This is a genomic window from Streptomyces sp. NPDC054796, assembly GCF_053611545.1.
This window is the reverse complement of sequence record NZ_JBSHAO010000016.1, coordinates 136,736-153,874: the sequence shown is the minus strand read 5'-3', so window position 1 is coordinate 153,874 and position 17,139 is coordinate 136,736. Positions and strand designations below refer to the sequence as shown.

The window sequence follows — 17,139 nt, the reverse complement described above, 5'->3', positions numbered from 1 at the left end:
GATGGTACTGCATGCGGGAGCGTGTGGGAGAGTAGGACGCCGCCGAACTCCTTTTGAAGAAAAGCCGTGGTCCCTGAACAGTTTGGTTCAGGGACCACGGCTTTTTTGCGTCGCTTCACCCGGAGTTCACGTGGCGTGGACAACATCCGCGACATGGGGACGACACAGACGGCACAGTTGATTGCCGCAGGAGCAAGCGTCGGGGACGAGGTCGTACTGCCGGCCTTCGGAGGTGCGGAGGCCGCCGAGGCTGTGTGTCAGACCGGGGCGCGGCCCGTCTTCGCCGACATCGATCCGAAGAACTTCTGCCTGGACCCCAAGGCCGCGGAGGCCGCGGTCACGGACCGGACCGTCGCCATCGCGGCCGTCCACCTCTTCGGGCACCCGGCCGACATGGTCTGCCTGCTGGAGCTGGCGCAGCGCGCCGGGCTCCAGGTCGTCGAGTTCGGGGCCATGCCGCCGGTGATCGCCGTCGACGCGGTACGGCGCCGTCAGCACGCCGCCTATCTCGACCGCAGGCTCTCCGGCGTGGTCAAGCCCTCGGTGGGCCAGGGAGTGGAGCACGCGTACACGGAGTACGTGGTGCGGGTGCCCGGCAACGGCCGTCCCGACCGGGACGCCTTCAAGCGGGCGCTGCGGGCGCGCGGCGTCGAATGCCAGGTACCCGTGAAGACCCCCGCGCACCGGATGCCGGAGTACCGCTGCGACGTCCATCTGCCGGAGACCGAGCGGGCCGCGGACGAGACGCTGGCGCTGCCCATGAGCGCTTCGCTGACGAAGCGTGAGCTGCACCGGATCGTGTCCGCCTGCAACGCCCTCGGCGGTCTGCTCATGGAGCCCGCCTGCTGAACCGACGGGTCAGACGGGCCAACTGACGGGCCGGGGCGGCCGGTCGCAAGCACCCCGCGGTGTCGGGTAAGATCTATTCCGCTGACCGCACGCCCCAATAGCTCAGTCGGCAGAGCGTCTCCATGGTAAGGAGAAGGTCAACGGTTCGATTCCGTTTTGGGGCTCAGTACACGTGATGTACGCGTGAGTTGAGAAAGGCCCCCGCCAATTGGTGGGGGCCTTTCTCGTCTTCCGGGGCTATTCGGGAACACGCATCGCGAGGATGGCCATGTCGTCGGAAGGCGCGTCGCTGGCGAAGCGTTCGACGGCGCGCATGATACGGGCTGCGACAGCACCCGCCGTAAGCCCCGTACACGTGGTGAGAACGTCCGCGAGGCCGTCGTCGCCGAGCATGCGGGTGCCCTCGCGGCGTTCGGTGACGCCGTCGGTCACGCAGAGCAGCACATCGCCCGGATCGAGCGTGACGTGCTGCTCGTACAGCTCCAGGTCCTCCATCACGCCCAGCAGCGGCTGCGGTTCTGCGGCGGGCTCGACGCTGCCGTCCTGGCGCAGACGCAGCGGCAGGGGATGACCCGCGCAGACGACCTTCAGTTCCGCGCCGCCGTTCTCCTGGGGGCGCATCTCGCCGTAGAGGAGCGTGAGGAAGCGGCTGCGGGCGCCCTCGTCGAGGATGGCGGTGTTCAGACGCTCCAGCACGGCGGGCCCGCCCAGGCCCTCGCGGGCGAGCAGGCGCAGCGCGTGGCGGGCCAGTCCGGTGACGGCAGCGGCCTCGGGCCCTGTGCCGCAGACGTCGCCGATGGCGAAGCCGTAGGTGCCGTCGCTGATCTCGAAGAGGTCGTAGAAGTCGCCGCCGACCTCGTTGCCCTCTCCTGCCGCGCGGTAGATGACGTCGACCTCGACGCCGCCGCTGACCTCGGGCAGTTCGGGCGGCAGCAGGCTGCGCTGGAGGGACTGGCTGATGGCCGTGCGCTCCGAGTACAGGCGGGCGTTGTCGAGGGCGAGGGCAGCCCTGCGGGAGAGGTCCTCGGCCAGCTCCAGGATCTCCTGGCGGAAGCGCTCGTCGGTGGGCTTGCCCAGGGTGAGCATGCCGATGACGCGGTTGCGCGCGACGAGCGGCAGGACCACGGTCTCGCCGCCGACAGCGGCTGCCGTGGCGAGCGTCGCGCCGGGAGTCAGATGGTGATCTTCCTCACCCATGACGACGCTGCGCAGCGACGTGCGCAGCGCAGCGGAGTGGGCCGCGTCCGAAGGGGCCGTCCACACGCGGGCGCCCGGCGTCGGGACGGGGTCGGGGGGCTCGACCTTGGAGAGCAGCGCCTTGAGGTTGTCGATGCGGTCCTCGTCCTCGTGCAGGACGTAGGAGAGCTTGGGGTCCGAGCCCTGGTCGGCGACGGTGTAGACCGCGCACCAGGTGGCCAGCGTCGGAACCGTCATCTGGGCCATGAGGGCGAGGGTCTGGTCGCGGTCCAGGGTGCCGGCGAGCAGGTCGGACGCCTCGACGAGGAAGGAGAGGGAGCCGCGGCGCAGCCGCTCCAGCTCGGTGAGGCGGGCGCGCTCCACGGCCAGGGCGATGCGGTCCGCGGCGAACTGGAGGCGCAGCGCCTCCTCGTTCGTGTAGCGGCCCGGGGTCTCCGTGGCGACGCCCAGGGAGCCCGTGAGGCGCCCCTCCACCTTCAGGGGGACCGTGACCACCGAGCGCATGCCGGTGCCCGCGAGGAGGGGCACGGCGCCGGGGACGACGGTGAGGTCCTCGTGGACGGAGGGCATGCGTGCGGAGCCGTAGCGTCCGCTGCCTGCCTCGACGGGGACGCGGGCGAAGCGCTGGCGTGCCGAGGGGAGGCCGGTGGAGGCGCGGACCTCCAGCTCGGTCTCGTCGTCGGTGGCGAGCAGCAGGTAGGCGGCGTCGCCGTCGAGCATGTCGCGGGCGCGCTCGACGGTGCGCTGGAGGAGTCCGTCCAGGTCATCGGGGGCCGGGGAGCCGATGAAGACCTCGAAGGGGTCGGCGGAGCGCTCGGGGGAACTGCCCTGGGAGGCGGCGTCAGGCGCCGGGGTGCGCGGGGGCGACTGGAGCACGGCGCGCTCGCGGTCGCGCACCAGGAGGCAGATGGTGGAGGGCTCGCCGTCGCTGTCGCGTACGCGCAGGTGGGAGGCGTAGACGGGGATCGTACGGCCGTCGGCGCCGCGTACCCCGTAGGAGCCCTCCCAGCGGGAGAGCTGGAGGGCCTCGGCGATGCCGGTGCCGGTGCCGGGGGTGTGGGGCCAGGCGGCGAGGTCGGAGAGGGGCTTGCCGACGACCTTGTCCGCCGGATAGCCGAACAGCTCCTGGGCGCCCTCGTTCCACGCGGAGATGGCGCCGGTGCGGTCGATCTGGATGACGCCGACGTGGATGCGCGATTCAGTGACGGGCAGCGCCGAGTCCGGGAGGGCCGGACCGGCGGAGCGGGCGCCCACGGGCCGCTCAGGGAGGTCCAGGCGGAACCAGACGCGCTTGTCGGCCGCCGTGTAGTCCACGCCCCAGCGGGTGGCCAGCGCGGCGCACAGCAGCAGCCCGCGGCCTCCCTCGCGGTCCGGGTTGGCGATGATCTGGCCGGGGTCCTGGAGGGGCAGCTCACGCTCGGGGTAGCGGTCGACGACCTCGATGCGGACGCCGTCCTCGTCGCGGAGGCAGAGGACCTCGGCCGCCGTGCCCGCGTGGACGACGGCGTTGGTGACCAGTTCGCTGGTGAGGACGACGGCGTCGTCCACGATGTCGCCGAGCCCCCAGCCCTGGAGGGTGTCCCGGACGAAGGCCCGTGCCGTCGCGACGGAGCGCCCGACCGGCTCAAAGGTGGCCGCAGCCCGCGCGGTGATCACTGGTCTCCCCATCGGTGTCTGGTCACTGCCTGTGCGCACCGGTGTGCGCTGGGCGGCGACAGTGGTGATCTGCCTCCGCTCGGCGCCCTGCTTTTGCGTCACCGCAGCGCCTCTCCGTTGCTTCGTGCTCACGCGGCTGCCCTTGTGCTCCCGGCCCGGCGGACCGGGGCGGATGGACAGCCGGATGCCAGGTTACTTACGTTCGCTGTATGCGCGGGTGCCGGATGCCGGTGTTTTCCCTTCCGGCCGGGCGGAGAGCGGTGTGCCATGCTGCCGAACTGTTATCGCCTGGTTCGGGCAGGGTGAAACACTGGGAAGGCTCGAAGTAAATGCCCGGGTAGGACGGTCGACCCTACGGGAGGGACACGGTGGAGTCTGGCGCAGCGGCGCGTAGCACAAACACGCGCGCGAAGGGCGGACGCTCCCGGAAGAACGGGACGATCGAGGTGGACGCCGCTGCCGTCAATAGGTTGTTGACGGCTCTGGTGTCCATGCGCGACGGCAACTTCCGAAAGCGTCTTACCGTCACCGGCGACGGGCCGATGGCGGAGATCGCGGCTGTCTTCAATGAGGTCGCGGATCAGAATTTGCATCTGACGGGAGAGCTGGCGCGCGTCCGCCGGGTCGTCGGACGTGAGGGAAAACTCACGGAACGGCTGGAGACCGGTACCTGCGAGGGCTCGTGGGCCTCGGCGATCGACGCGGCGAACGCGCTGGTCGACGATCTGGTGCGCCCAGTGTCCGAGGTCGGCAGGGTGCTGTCGGCGGTCGCCGACGGTGACCTGGAGCAGCGCATGGACCTGCGCTCCCGTGGCTCGGACGGTGCCGGGCATCCGCTGCGGGGCGAGTTCCTGAAGGTGGGCCGTACGGTCAACGGGCTTGTCGACCAGCTCTCGACGTTCACCGACGAGGTGACGCGCGTCGCGAGCGAGGTCGGCACGGAGGGGAAGCTGGGCGGGCAGGCGCGGGTGCGCGGCATGTCCGGTTCCTGGAAGGACCTCACGGACTCCGTCAACACGATGGCGTCCCGGCTGACGGCCCAGGTGCGCGACATCGCGCTCGTGACGACGGCCGTCGCCAAGGGCGACCTGTCGCGCAAGGTCACGGTGCACGTGGCCGGCGAGATGCTCGAACTGAAGAACACCGTGAACACCATGGTGGACCAGCTCTCTTCGTTCCAGTCCGAGGTGACGCGCGTCGCGCGCGAGGTCGGCACCGAGGGCGAGCTGGGCGGCCAGGCGCGGGTGCAGGGCGTCGCGGGCGTGTGGAAGGACCTGACCGACTCCGTCAACCTCATGGCGGGGAACCTGACCTCCCAGGTGCGGGAGATCGCGCAGGTCACCACGGCCGTGGCCAACGGCGACCTGTCCCAGAAGATCACCGTCAACGCGCGCGGCGAGGTCGCGCAGCTCGCCGAGACCATCAACACGATGACGGAGACGCTGCGCACGTTCGCCGACGAGGTGACGCGCGCGGCGAACGAGGTCGGCACGGAGGGCGTGCTGGGCGGCCAGGCGCAGGTGCCGGGCGCGGGCGGGATCTGGAAGGACCTGACCGACTCGGTGAACACGGCCTTCCGGAACCTCACCGGGCAGGTCCGTGACATCGCGCAGGTGACGACGGCTGTGGCCAACGGCGACCTGTCGCAGAAGGTCACCGTGGACGTCTCCGGCGAGATGCTCGAACTGAAGAACACCGTGAACACGATGGTGGACCAGCTCTCCTCCTTCGGTGCCGAAGTCACCCGCGTCGCGCGGGAGATCGGCGTCGAGGGCGAGCTGGGCGGCCAGGCGCAGGTGCCGGGCGCGGCCGGAACGTGGAAGGACCTCACCGACTCCGTCAACACGGCCTTCCGGAACCTCACGGGCCAGGTGCGCAACATCGCGCAGGTGACGACGGCTGTGGCCAATGGCGACCTGTCGCAGAAGGTCACCGTGGATGTCTCCGGCGAGATGCTCCAGCTCAAGAACACCGTGAACACGATGGTGGACCAGCTCTCCTCCTTCGCGGAGCAGGTCACCCGGATGGCCAGGGACGTGGGCACGGAGGGCCGCCTAGGCGGTCAGGCCCGCGTGGACGGGGTGTCGGGGACGTGGAAGGACCTGACCGACTCCGTCAACTTCATGGCGGGAAACCTGACGTCGCAGGTGCGTCAGATCGCGCAGGTGACCACGGCGGTGGCGCGGGGCGATCTGTCGCAGAAGATCGAGGTCGACGCGCGGGGCGAGATCCTGGAGCTGAAGAACACCATCAACACGATGGTCGACCAGCTCTCCGCGTTCGCCGAGCAGGTGACGCGCGTCGCCCGCGAGGTGGGCACGGAGGGCCGTCTGGGCGGCCAGGCGCAGGTCCCCGGGGTCGCGGGCGTGTGGCGCGATCTGACGGACTCTGTGAACGGCATGGCGGGAAACCTCACCGCGCAGGTCCGCAACATCTCCCAGGTCGCCACAGCGGTGGCGCGGGGTGACCTGAGCCAGAAGATCGACGTGGACGCGCGCGGCGAGATCCTGGAGCTGAAGACCACGCTCAACACGATGGTCGACCAGCTCTCGTCCTTCGCCGAACAGGTCACCCGCGTCGCCCGCGAGGTGGGTACGGAGGGCATCCTCGGCGGCCAGGCGGAGGTCAAGGGTGTCTCGGGCACCTGGAAGGACCTCACGCAGTCCGTGAACTTCATGGCGAACAACCTGACCTCCCAGGTGCGCAACATCGCCGAGGTGACCACGGCCGTCGCGCAGGGCGACCTGTCGAAGAAGATCACCGTGGACGCGAAGGGCGAGGTCCTCGCGCTGGTGACGACCGTGAACACGATGGTGGAGACGCTGTCGTCGTTCGCCGAGCAGGTGACGCGGGTGGCCCGCGAGGTGGGTACCGAGGGTCAGTTGGGCGGCCAGGCGCGGGTGCGGAACGTCTCCGGCATCTGGAAGGACCTGACCGACAACGTCAACCTGATGGCCAACAACCTGACCACGCAGGTGCGTCAGATCGCCCAGGTGACCACCGCGGTCGCGGGCGGCGACCTGTCGAAGAAGGTCACCGTCGAGGCCAGCGGCGAGGTCGCGCAGCTCGCCGACACCGTCAACACGATGGTGACGACGCTCTCGTCCTTCGCCGAGCAGGTGACGCGCGTGGCCCGCGAGGTGGGCACGGACGGCGTGCTGGGCGGCCAGGCGCGGGTGGCCGGGGTCGCCGGGACGTGGAAGGACCTCACCGAGTCGGTGAACTCGATGGCGTCCAACCTCACAGGGCAGGTGCGCAACATCGCGATGGTGACGACGGCCATCGCCCGCGGTGACCTCACCAAGAAGATCGACATCGAGGCCAGCGGCGAGATCCTGGAGCTGAAGACGACCATCAACACGATGGTCGACCAGCTCTCCTCCTTCGCCGAGCAGGTGACCCGCGTGGCCCGCGAGGTGGGTACCGAGGGCCAGTTGGGCGGCCAGGCGCGCGTCACGGGCGTCGCGGGCGTCTGGAAGGACCTCACCGAGTCCGTGAACGAGATGGCGGGCAACCTGACCCGTCAGGTGCGCGCGATCGCCGAGGTGGCCACGGCGGTGACCCGCGGCGACCACAACGTGCGGATCGACGTGGAGGCCGCGGGCGAGATCCTCCAGCTCCAGGGCTACATCAACACGATGATCACCAACCTGCGCGAGACCACCCTCGCCAACCAGGAACAGGACTGGCTCAAGGGCAACCTCGCCCGCATCTCGGGCCTGATGCAGGGCCGCCGCGACCTCACGGACGTCGGCGGCCTCATCATGAGCGAGCTGACGCCGGTCGTCTCGGCGCAGCACGGCGCCTTCTTCCTCGCCGTACCGAGCGGCGGCGAGGGCGAGGACATCGGCGCGGGAGAGGGCGAGGACGGCTCGTACGAGCTGCGCATGCTCGGCAGCTACGGCTACTCCATGGGCGTCATGCCGACGACCTTCGCGCCCGGCGAGTCCCTTGTGGGCACGGCGGCCGAGGAGAAGCGCACGATCCTGGTGGAGAACGCGCCGCCCGGCTACCTCAAGATCTCCTCGGGGCTCGGGGAGGCGCCCCCGGCGCATGTCATCGTGCTGCCGGTCGTCTTCGAGGGCACGGTCCTCGGGGTGATCGAGCTGGCCGCGTTCCAGCCCTTCACGCAGATCCAGAAGGACTTCCTTAGCCAGATCGCGGAGATGATCGCGACCAGCGTCAACACGATCAGCGTCAACACCAAGACCGAGCTGCTGCTGAGCCAGTCGCAGGAGCTGACCGAACAGCTCAAGGAGCGCTCGGCCGAGCTGGAGAACCGGCAGAAGGCGCTCCAGGAGTCCAACGCGCAGCTCGAGGAGAAGGCCGAGCAGCTCGCGCAGACCAACAGCGACATCGAGATCAAGAACCGCGAGATCGAGGAGGCGCGCCAGGTACTGGAGGAGCGCGCCGAGCAGCTCTCGGTCTCCATGCGCTACAAGTCCGAGTTCCTGGCGAACATGTCGCACGAGCTGCGCACCCCGCTCAACTCGCTGCTCATCCTCGCCAAGCTGCTCGCGGACAACGCGGAGGGCAACCTCTCCCCGAAGCAGGTGGAGTTCGCCGAAACGATCCACGGGGCCGGTTCCGACCTGCTCCAGCTCATCAACGACATCCTCGACCTGTCCAAGGTGGAGGCGGGCAAGATGGACGTCAGCCCGACGCGTATCGCGCTGGTCCAGCTCGTCGACTACGTAGAGGCCACTTTCCGGCCGCTGACGGCGGAGAAGGGGCTCGACTTCTCCGTACGGGTCTCGCCGGAACTGCCCGCAACGCTGCACACGGACGAGCAGCGGCTGCTCCAGGTGCTGCGCAACCTCCTGTCGAACGCGGTGAAGTTCACCGACGGGGGCGCCGTCGAACTCGTCATCCGCTCGGCGCGGGAGGACGTGCCGGACTCGATCAGGGAGCAGATGCTGGAGCACGGCTCCCTCCGGGACGCCGACTCCGATCTGGTGGCCTTCTCGGTCACCGACACCGGGATCGGCATCGCGGCGAGCAAGATGCGCGTCATCTTCGAGGCGTTCAAGCAGGCGGACGGCACCACGAGCCGCAAGTACGGCGGCACGGGCCTTGGCCTGTCCATCAGCCGGGAGATCGCGCGGCTGCTGGGCGGCGAGATCTACGCGGCCAGCGAGCCGGGCCGCGGCTCCACGTTCACGCTGTACCTGCCGCTGCACCCGACGGAGCTGCCGCCGCAGGGCTACCCGCAGCTCGGCTCGGGCACCCTGGCCATCTCGGCAGCGGCCGAGTCGAGCGCCGCCGCGGCGGAGCCGGTCAGGGCGCTGCCGCCGGGGGCCACGGGCACGGGCGCCGAGGCGGCGGCGGAGGAGCCTGGCGGGACGTCAGGAGCCGCTGAGGGCCCCGCAGGGGGCGGCGCGTACCAGGAGGGGCCGGAGGAGGACCCGCAGGACGCCGCGGCCTCGGAGGCCGAGCGCGCGGCGGCCTCGCTGGCCCGCAGGCGCCGTCAGCGCTCAGCGGAGGCCCTGGAGCGGGTGCTGCCGCCGGAGGCGCAGCCGCGCACGCAGATGCTCCAGAACGGGCACGACGGCGGCTCCGCCGAGGCGGGCGCCGACCGCCAGGGGCACCGGCAGGACGAGGAGTGGATGCACAGCGGCCAGGACCTGGTGGCCCCGGGGCCCGGCGGCGACTTCGGGGGTGAGAAGGTCCTCATCGTCGACGACGACATCCGCAACGTCTTCGCGCTGACCAGCGTGCTGGAACAGCACGGGCTCCAGGTGCTCTACGCGGAGAACGGGCGCGAGGGCATCGAGGTGCTGGAGCAGCACGACGACGTGGCCGTGGTGCTGATGGACATCATGATGCCGGAGATGGACGGCTACGCTACGACGGCGGCGATCCGTAAGATGCCTCAGTTCGCCGGACTGCCCATCATCGCCCTCACCGCGAAGGCGATGAAGGGGGACCGGGAGAAGAGCATCGAAGCGGGCGCCTCGGACTATGTCACCAAGCCGGTGGACACGGATCATCTGCTGTCTGTCATGAAGCAGTGGATGCGCACAGGTTGATGTGACACCGTGCAGTTGACGGCCAGATGTTGACGGAGGGTGGTCAAAGACGTGTGGAAACGCGGTAAACGGGGAACCTTTTGGTCCCCCGGGACGTTTCTGCTACGTGCACAGTGACATCACGGTGACAGGGTGTGGTGGGCCGCGGGGTGCGGCTACCATGACCGGCACAAGGACGGGCGGCGGTGTGAAGGAGCCGCTCCCAGGGGCGGCGTCCGATGGGCTGCCGGGGCGAGGAGGACGGGCCATGGTGCAGAAGGCCAAGATCCTCCTGGTCGATGACCGGCCGGAGAATCTGCTCGCGCTGGAGGCCATTCTCTCCGCGCTCGATCAGACGCTGGTGCGGGCATCGTCAGGGGAGGAAGCGCTCAAGGCGCTGCTGACGGATGATTTCGCGGTCATTCTGCTGGATGTCCAGATGCCGGGCATGGACGGTTTCGAGACCGCCGCCCACATCAAGCGCCGCGAGCGCACACGGGACATCCCCATCATCTTTCTCACGGCCATCAACCATGGCCCGCACCACACCTTCCGCGGCTACGCGGCAGGCGCGGTGGACTACATCTCGAAGCCCTTCGACCCCTGGGTGCTGCGCGCCAAGGTCTCGGTCTTCGTGGAGCTGTACATGAAGAACGTCCAGCTCCGGGAGCAGGCATCCCTGCTGCGGCTCCAGCTCGAGGGCGGCGGCCACCAGCCGGAGGCGCCCTCCGGGGACGAGGGCGAGCCGCCCGGGCTGCTCGCCGAACTCTCGGCGCGGCTCGCCGCGGTGGAGGAGCAGGCCGAGGCGCTCTCCAAACAACTCGGCGATTCCGCCGATTCCGCCGCGGTCGCCACGGCCGCCCATCTGGAGCGCAAACTCACCGGGCTCCGCAGGGCACTTGACGCCCTGGAGCCGGGCGCGGGCGGCGGCGGCAGCTCGGCCCAGGTCCCCTCGCAGAACTGATCCCCTCCGGGCGGCCGGCGAGGCCGCCTCCCGCCCGGCCGGTGCCGGGCCCCTCGGCGTGTCTCCCGCGAGGGGGGCGCGGCGAGGGGCCCGGCCCACGGAGCCCTCGGTTCACCGCGGCGTCCGGCCCTCGCGGCCCACGGTGGCGTCCACGCGCGTTGACGCCACGTCACCAGAGGCGCCCACCGGCCCCCTTCGCACTGCTGTGCCTCCAGGCATCCGTGCCTCAGCCGTCCGTCGGCGGTAACCTCACCACCATGGCCTCACGTACGTCCGGAACCGGAAAGGCAGCCAAGAAAGCACCCGCGAAGAAGGCTGCCGCGAAAAAGGCCCCGGCGAAGAAGGCCACCGCCAAGAAAGCACCGGCCAAGAAGCCGGGAGCCAAGGCGCCCGCTAAGCCGGCGCCCTCGCCCACCTCGGGCGTGCTGCGCCTGGTGCGCGGCGTCTGGCTCGGCACCGCGCACGGCGTCGGCGCCCTGTTCCGCGGGATAGGACGCAGCACCAAGGGCCTCGACCCGGCGCACCGCAAGGACGGGCTGGCGCTGCTCCTTCTCGGCCTCGGCCTGATCATCGCCGCCGGCACCTGGTCCAACCTCCAGGGACCGGTCGGCGACCTCGTCGAGATGCTCATCACCGGCGCCTTCGGACGGCTCGACCTCGTCGTGCCCATACTGCTCGGCGTGATCTCCGTACGGCTGATCCGGCACCCGGAGAAGCCGGAGGCCAACGGACGTATCGTCATCGGGCTCTCTGCGCTCGTCATCGGCGTTCTCGGGCTCGTCCACCTGGGCTGCGGCGCGCCCGGCAGGGGCGAGGGAATCGGCGCCATACAGGACGCGGGCGGCCTGATCGGCTGGGCCGCCTCCCGGCCGCTGGTCTTCACGGTCGGCGACGTGCTCGCGGTGCCCCTGCTCGTCCTCGTCACCGTCTTCGGGCTGCTGGTCGTCACCGCCACGCCCGTCAACGCCATTCCGCGGCGGCTGCGTGCCCTGGGCGTGCGGCTCGGCGTGGTGACGCCGGGCCCTGACGAGACGGCCGCCGCGTACGACGACGCCGAGGACGGCGCCGAAACCGGCTCCCGTGGCGGACAGCGGCACAGCATGCGCAAGGACCACCTCGACCCCGCGCTCGCGGAGAAGGAGGCGCTGGACAGCCGTCGCGCGGCCCGCAAGGGCGGCAGGAGCAGGCGCGCGTCCGGTGCGCCGGGCCAGGACCCGCTGCCCGCCTCCGGCTCCTCGGACGCCGTGGACGTCGCCACCGCCGCCGCGGCGGCCCTGGACGGCGCCGTGCTGCACGGCGTGCAGCCCTCCCCGCTCGTCGCCGACCTCACCAGCGGGGTGTCGGCCGAGCGCAGGAGAGCCGCGCGGGACGGGGAGCCGGACGCTACCGGAAGCGGAGCCTCCAGCGGCGGGGGCAGGGTGCCCGGGGCGCGCGGTGAGGAGGAGCCGACCGAGCGCACGCCCGTACCCGATCTGACGAAGGCCGCCGCGCCGCCGGACCCCGAGAGCCTGCCCCCGCGCGCCGAGCAGCTCCAGTTGCGCGGCGACATCACGTACGCGCTGCCCTCCCTCGACCTGCTGGAGCGCGGCGGCCCCGGACGCACGCGCAGCGCCGCCAACGACGAGGTCGTCGCGTCGCTGTCCACCGTCTTCACCGAGTTCAAGGTGGACGCGGCCGTCACGGGCTTCACCCGGGGCCCGACCGTCACGCGCTACGAGATCGAGCTGGGCCCCGGCGTCAAGGTCGAGAAGATCACCGCGCTCGCCAAGAACATCGCGTACGCCGTGGCCAGCCCCGATGTGCGGATCATCAACCCGATCCCCGGCAAGTCCGCAGTCGGCATCGAGATCCCCAACAGCGACCGCGAGATGGTCAACCTGGGGGACATCCTGCGGTCGGCCGAGTCGGCGGGTGACGATCACCCGCTGCTCGTCGGGCTCGGCAAGGACGTCGAAGGGGGGTACGTCTCGGCCAATCTCGCGAAGATGCCGCACATCCTGGTCGCGGGCGCCACCGGCTCCGGCAAGTCGTCGTGCATCAACTGCCTCATCACCTCCGTCATGGCCCGCGCCACCCCGGAGGACGTGCGGATGGTGCTGGTGGACCCCAAGCGCGTGGAGCTGACCGCTTACGAGGGCATCCCGCACCTGATCACGCCCATCATCACCAACCCCAAGAAGGCCGCCGAGGCCCTCCAGTGGGTCGTGCGAGAGATGGACCTGCGCTACGACGACCTGGCCGCGTTCGGCTACCGCCACATCGACGACTTCAACGCCGCCGTGCGCAGCGGCAAGGCCAAGGCGCCCGAGGGCAGCGAACGCGAGCTGTCCCCGTACCCGTATCTGCTGGTCATCGTGGACGAGCTGGCCGACCTGATGATGGTGGCGCCGCGGGACGTGGAGGACGCGATCGTCCGCATCACCCAGCTGGCCCGCGCCGCGGGCATCCACCTGGTGCTGGCCACCCAGCGCCCCTCGGTGGACGTCGTCACCGGCCTGATCAAGGCGAACGTCCCCTCCCGCCTGGCCTTCTCCACCTCCTCGCTGGCCGACAGCCGCGTCATCCTCGACCAGCCGGGCGCCGAGAAGCTCATCGGCAAGGGCGACGGGCTCTACCTCCCGATGGGCGCGAGCAAGCCCACCCGTATGCAGGGCGCCTACGTCACGGAGGACGAGGTCAGCGGGGTCGTCGAGCACTGCAAGGCGCAGATGACGCCCGTCTTCCGCGAGGACGTCACCGTCGGGCAGGGGCAGAAGAAGGAGATCGACGAGGAGATCGGCGACGATCTGGACCTGCTGTGCCAGGCGGCGGAGCTGGTGGTCTCCACCCAGTTCGGTTCGACCTCGATGCTCCAGCGCAAGCTGCGGGTGGGTTTCGCCAAGGCGGGACGGCTCATGGACCTGATGGAGTCACGTGGCGTGGTCGGGCCCAGCGAGGGCTCCAAGGCGCGGGACGTGCTGGTCAAGCCCGATGAATTGGAGGGCGTGCTCGCGGTGATCCGGGGGGAGACTCACCCGTAAGGGTCAGCGAGGCAACCGTTTCCTCAGTCGATACGTCAAGTTGAGGAAAGAAGCGGCCGGAAGTGACACCGTCAGGCGGTATGGCAATCCTGATGGCGGACAAACTCGGTCCGCCCGCTTGCCCCACCCTTTTGCAACGGCCCTAGACTGAACCTCCAGCAGGTGGCTACACGCTCGAAAGGCGCCCCCGTGTCCATCGGCAACTCCCCGGAAGAGGACCGGCCATCGGTCGGTCGAGCCCTCCAACAGGCCCGAATCGACGCACGGCTGACCGTGGACGAGGTCAGTACGTCCACCCGCGTGCGCGTGCCCATAGTGCAGGCGATCGAGGAGGACGACTTCTCCCGGTGCGGCGGCGATGTCTACGCCCGCGGGCACATCCGCACCCTCGCTCGCGCCGTCGGACTCGACGGCGACGCACTCGTGGAGCAGTTCGACTCCGAGCACGGCGGGCGCCCCAAACCCACGGCCCCTGCGACGCTCTTCGAAGCGGAACGCATCAGGCCCGAGCCGCGCCGCCCGAACTGGACGGCCGCCATGGTGGCCGCCATCGTCGCGGTGGTCGGCTTCGTCGGCTTCACGGCGTTCAGCGGCGGCGACGAGGGCGGCGATTCGGGCAAGCCCGTCGCCGAGGACACCCCCAGCGAGAAGCCCGCAGAGAACGGGAAGGAGTCGGACGGGAGCACCACCCCGCCGCCCGACCCCGACCCCAAGCCCTCCGACAGCGCCATCGCCGCGGCCCCGGCCGACAAGGTGACGGTGCGCATGACCGCCGAGAAGAGCAGCTGGGTCTCCGCCAAGGACCACAACGGGCGCCTGATCCACGAGGGCGTCCTGAAGCAGGGCGAGTCCAAGACCCTGACCGACGACAAGCGGCTCGACCTGGTGCTCGGCAACGCGGGCGGGGTCAAGCTGTGGGTCAACGGCAAGGAGGTCAAGGACGTCGGCGAGGTCGGCCAGGTCCAGCGCGTCAGCTACACGCGGGGCGATCCGGAAGCGGGCTGAGCCCCCGGCGACAGCGCGGGCGGCAGCCACGGCGGTTCGGGCGGCAGCCCTGGCGACAGGGCGCCCTGCCGGGACAAAGTACGCTGAGTCCATGCCCGAACGCCGTACCGTCGCACTTGTCACTCTCGGCTGCGCCCGTAACGAGGTCGACTCGGAGGAGCTCGCAGGCCGCCTGGCGGCGGATGGCTGGGACCTCGTGGAGGAGGCCGCCGACGCCGATGTCGCCGTCGTCAACACCTGTGGCTTCGTCGAGGCCGCCAAGAAGGACTCCGTCGACGCCCTGCTCGAAGCCAACGATCTCAAGGATCACGGAAGAACCCAGGCCGTGGTCGCCGTGGGCTGCATGGCCGAGCGTTACGGCAAGGAGCTGGCCACAGCCCTGCCCGAGGCCGACGGCGTGCTCGGCTTCGACGACTACTCGGACATCTCCGACCGTCTCCAGACCATCCTGAGCGGCGGCGTCCACACACCCCACGTGCCCCGGGACCGGCGCAAGCTGCTGCCGGTCAGCCCGGCCGAGCGGCAGTCGGCCGGAGCCGTCGCGCTGCCGGGCCACGCGCAGACCCTCGCCGAGGTGCCCGAGGTTCCCGAGGTCCCGGATGTGCCGCCCGCCGACCTGCCGGACGGGCTGGCCCCCGCCTCCGGGCCCAGGGCGCCCCTGCGGCGGCGGCTCGGAACCAGCCCGGTGGCCTCCGTGAAGCTCGCCTCGGGCTGCGACCGCCGCTGCTCGTTCTGCGCCATCCCCTCCTTCCGCGGCTCCTTCATCTCGCGCCGCCCTTCGGACGTGCTGGGGGAGACGCGCTGGCTGGCCGAGCAGGGCGTCAAGGAGGTCATGCTCGTCTCCGAGAACAACACCTCCTACGGCAAGGACCTCGGCGACATCCGGCTGCTGGAGACGCTGCTGCCCGAGCTGGCCGCCGTCGACGGCATCGAGCGCGTCCGGGTCAGCTACCTCCAGCCCGCCGAGATGCGTCCCGGACTGATCGACGTGCTCACGGGCACGGACAAGGTCGCGCCCTACTTCGACCTCTCCTTCCAGCACTCGGCGCCCGGGGTGCTGCGCGCGATGCGGCGCTTCGGCGACACCGAGCGCTTCCTCGAACTGCTCACCACGATCCGGGGCAAGGCCCCGCAGGCGGGCGTCAGGTCCAACTTCATCGTGGGCTTCCCCGGCGAGACCGAGGCGGACGTGGCCGAGCTGGAGCGCTTCCTCGGCTCCGCCGGGCTGGACGCCATCGGCGTGTTCGGCTATTCCGACGAGGAGGGCACCGAGGCCGCCGGCTACGGCGAGAAGAACGACCCGGAGGTCGTCGCCGAGCGCCTGGAGCGCGTGTCCCGGCTGGCCGAGGAGCTGACCGCGCAGCGCGCCGAGGAGCGGCTGGGCGAGACGGTCCGGGTGCTGGTCGAGTCGGTCGACGGCGACGACGGGCCCGTTGGCCGCGGTGCGCACCAGGCCCCGGAGACCGACGGGCAGATCCTGCTGGCCGCCTCCGAGGGCGAAGGTGCTGGTGTTGGTGCGGGTGCGGCCTCACGGGGACAGGGACTGGTGGTCGGACGTATGGTCGAAGCGAAGGTGGTCGCGACCGAGGGGGTGGACTTGATCGCCGAGCCGCTCGGCGAGGGGGCCGAAGGGTTCAACGAGGAGGCGGGCAGATGAGCGGGGTGCCTGCCTCCGCGGCCGGAGGCGGTGCGATGGCCAAGCCGAAGGCTGCCGTGGCAGTGCGGCAGGTCAGTCTCTGGAACATCGCCAACATCCTCACGATGGTGCGGCTGCTGCTGGTGCCCGGCTTCGTGGCGCTGATGCTCTACGGCGGCGGGCACGACCCGGTGTGGCGCTCGTTCGCGTGGGCCGCGTTCACCGTCGCCATGATCACCGATCTCTTCGACGGTGAGCTGGCGCGCCGCTACAACCTCGTCACCGACTTCGGGAAGATCGCCGACCCCATAGCCGACAAGGCGATCATGGGCGCGGCGCTGGTCTGCCTCTCGGCGCTGTCCGATCTGCCGTGGTGGGTGACCGGTGTCATCCTCTTCCGCGAGCTGGGCATCACGCTGATGCGGTTCTGGGTGATCCGGCACGGCGTGATCCCCGCCAGCAGGGGCGGCAAGCTGAAGACCCTGGCGCAGGGGGTCGCGGTGGGCATGTACGTGTTGGCGCTGACCGGGCCCCTGGCGACGCTGCGCTGGTGGGTCATGGCCCTGGCCGTGCTGCTGACCGTCGTGACCGGGCTCGACTACGTACGCCAGGCGCTCGTGCTGCGGCGCGTGGGGCGCGCGCGGGAGCGGGTCGCCGCGCGGATGGCGGACGAGGGCGCGGGTGCGGGTGCCGGTACGGGTGAGGGCGCGGGTGCCGGTACGGGTACGGGGGCCGACGCCGGGTCGGGGATCGGGTCCGGGTCCGGGGGCGAGCGGGCGCCGGGAGCGGAGCAGCCGTGACCGG

8 protein-coding genes and 1 tRNA gene are annotated in these 17,139 nt (G+C 70.5%); 8 read left to right on the top strand and 1 reads right to left on the bottom strand.

The window, feature by feature from the left end; translation table 11 throughout:
- Positions 1 to 153: 153 nt before the first annotated feature.
- Positions 154 to 849 carry a DegT/DnrJ/EryC1/StrS family aminotransferase gene (locus tag ACWGJ2_RS16310; RefSeq protein WP_453346749.1) on the top strand — a complete coding sequence of 232 codons (696 nt, stop codon included), beginning with the start codon at positions 154 to 156 and terminating at the stop codon, positions 847 to 849.
- 91 nt (positions 850 to 940) lie between these two features.
- Positions 941 to 1,013 (top strand) — tRNA-Thr (locus tag ACWGJ2_RS16305).
- Between the two features lie 73 nt (positions 1,014 to 1,086).
- Here the strand turns inward: ACWGJ2_RS16305 and ACWGJ2_RS16300 are convergent.
- A complete protein-coding gene (locus ACWGJ2_RS16300; RefSeq protein WP_453346759.1) occupies positions 1,087 to 3,702 on the bottom strand; it encodes a SpoIIE family protein phosphatase in 2,616 nt (871 codons plus the stop codon).
- 368 nt (positions 3,703 to 4,070) lie between these two features.
- Between ACWGJ2_RS16300 and ACWGJ2_RS16295 the strand changes: the two genes are divergently transcribed.
- The 6 genes from ACWGJ2_RS16295 to pgsA all read left to right on the top strand — a co-directional run bounded on the left by ACWGJ2_RS16295 (position 4,071) and on the right by pgsA (position 17,135).
- Entirely contained in the window at positions 4,071 to 9,731 is a 5,661-nt protein-coding gene (locus ACWGJ2_RS16295) for a HAMP domain-containing protein (protein WP_453346748.1), read from the top strand.
- 247 nt (positions 9,732 to 9,978) lie between these two features.
- Entirely contained in the window at positions 9,979 to 10,674 is a 696-nt protein-coding gene (locus ACWGJ2_RS16290; protein ID WP_453346747.1) for a response regulator, read from the top strand.
- 257 nt (positions 10,675 to 10,931) lie between these two features.
- A complete protein-coding gene (locus ACWGJ2_RS16285) occupies positions 10,932 to 13,694 on the top strand; it encodes a DNA translocase FtsK (protein WP_453346746.1) in 2,763 nt (920 codons plus the stop codon).
- A gap of 189 nt (positions 13,695 to 13,883) precedes the next feature.
- On the top strand, positions 13,884 to 14,699 hold the full coding sequence (locus ACWGJ2_RS16280) for a helix-turn-helix domain-containing protein (RefSeq protein ID WP_453346745.1): 816 nt from the start codon (positions 13,884 to 13,886) through the stop codon (positions 14,697 to 14,699).
- A gap of 91 nt (positions 14,700 to 14,790) precedes the next feature.
- Positions 14,791 to 16,356: a 30S ribosomal protein S12 methylthiotransferase RimO gene (gene rimO / locus ACWGJ2_RS16275; RefSeq protein ID WP_453346744.1), complete on the top strand. Its 1,566-nt coding sequence runs from the start codon at positions 14,791 to 14,793 to the stop codon at positions 16,354 to 16,356.
- On the top strand, positions 16,353 to 17,135 hold the full coding sequence (pgsA, locus tag ACWGJ2_RS16270; RefSeq protein ID WP_453346743.1) for a CDP-diacylglycerol--glycerol-3-phosphate 3-phosphatidyltransferase: 783 nt from the start codon (positions 16,353 to 16,355) through the stop codon (positions 17,133 to 17,135). The genes rimO and pgsA overlap by 4 nt, the downstream gene beginning before the upstream one ends.
- Positions 17,136 to 17,139: the final 4 nt, after the last annotated feature.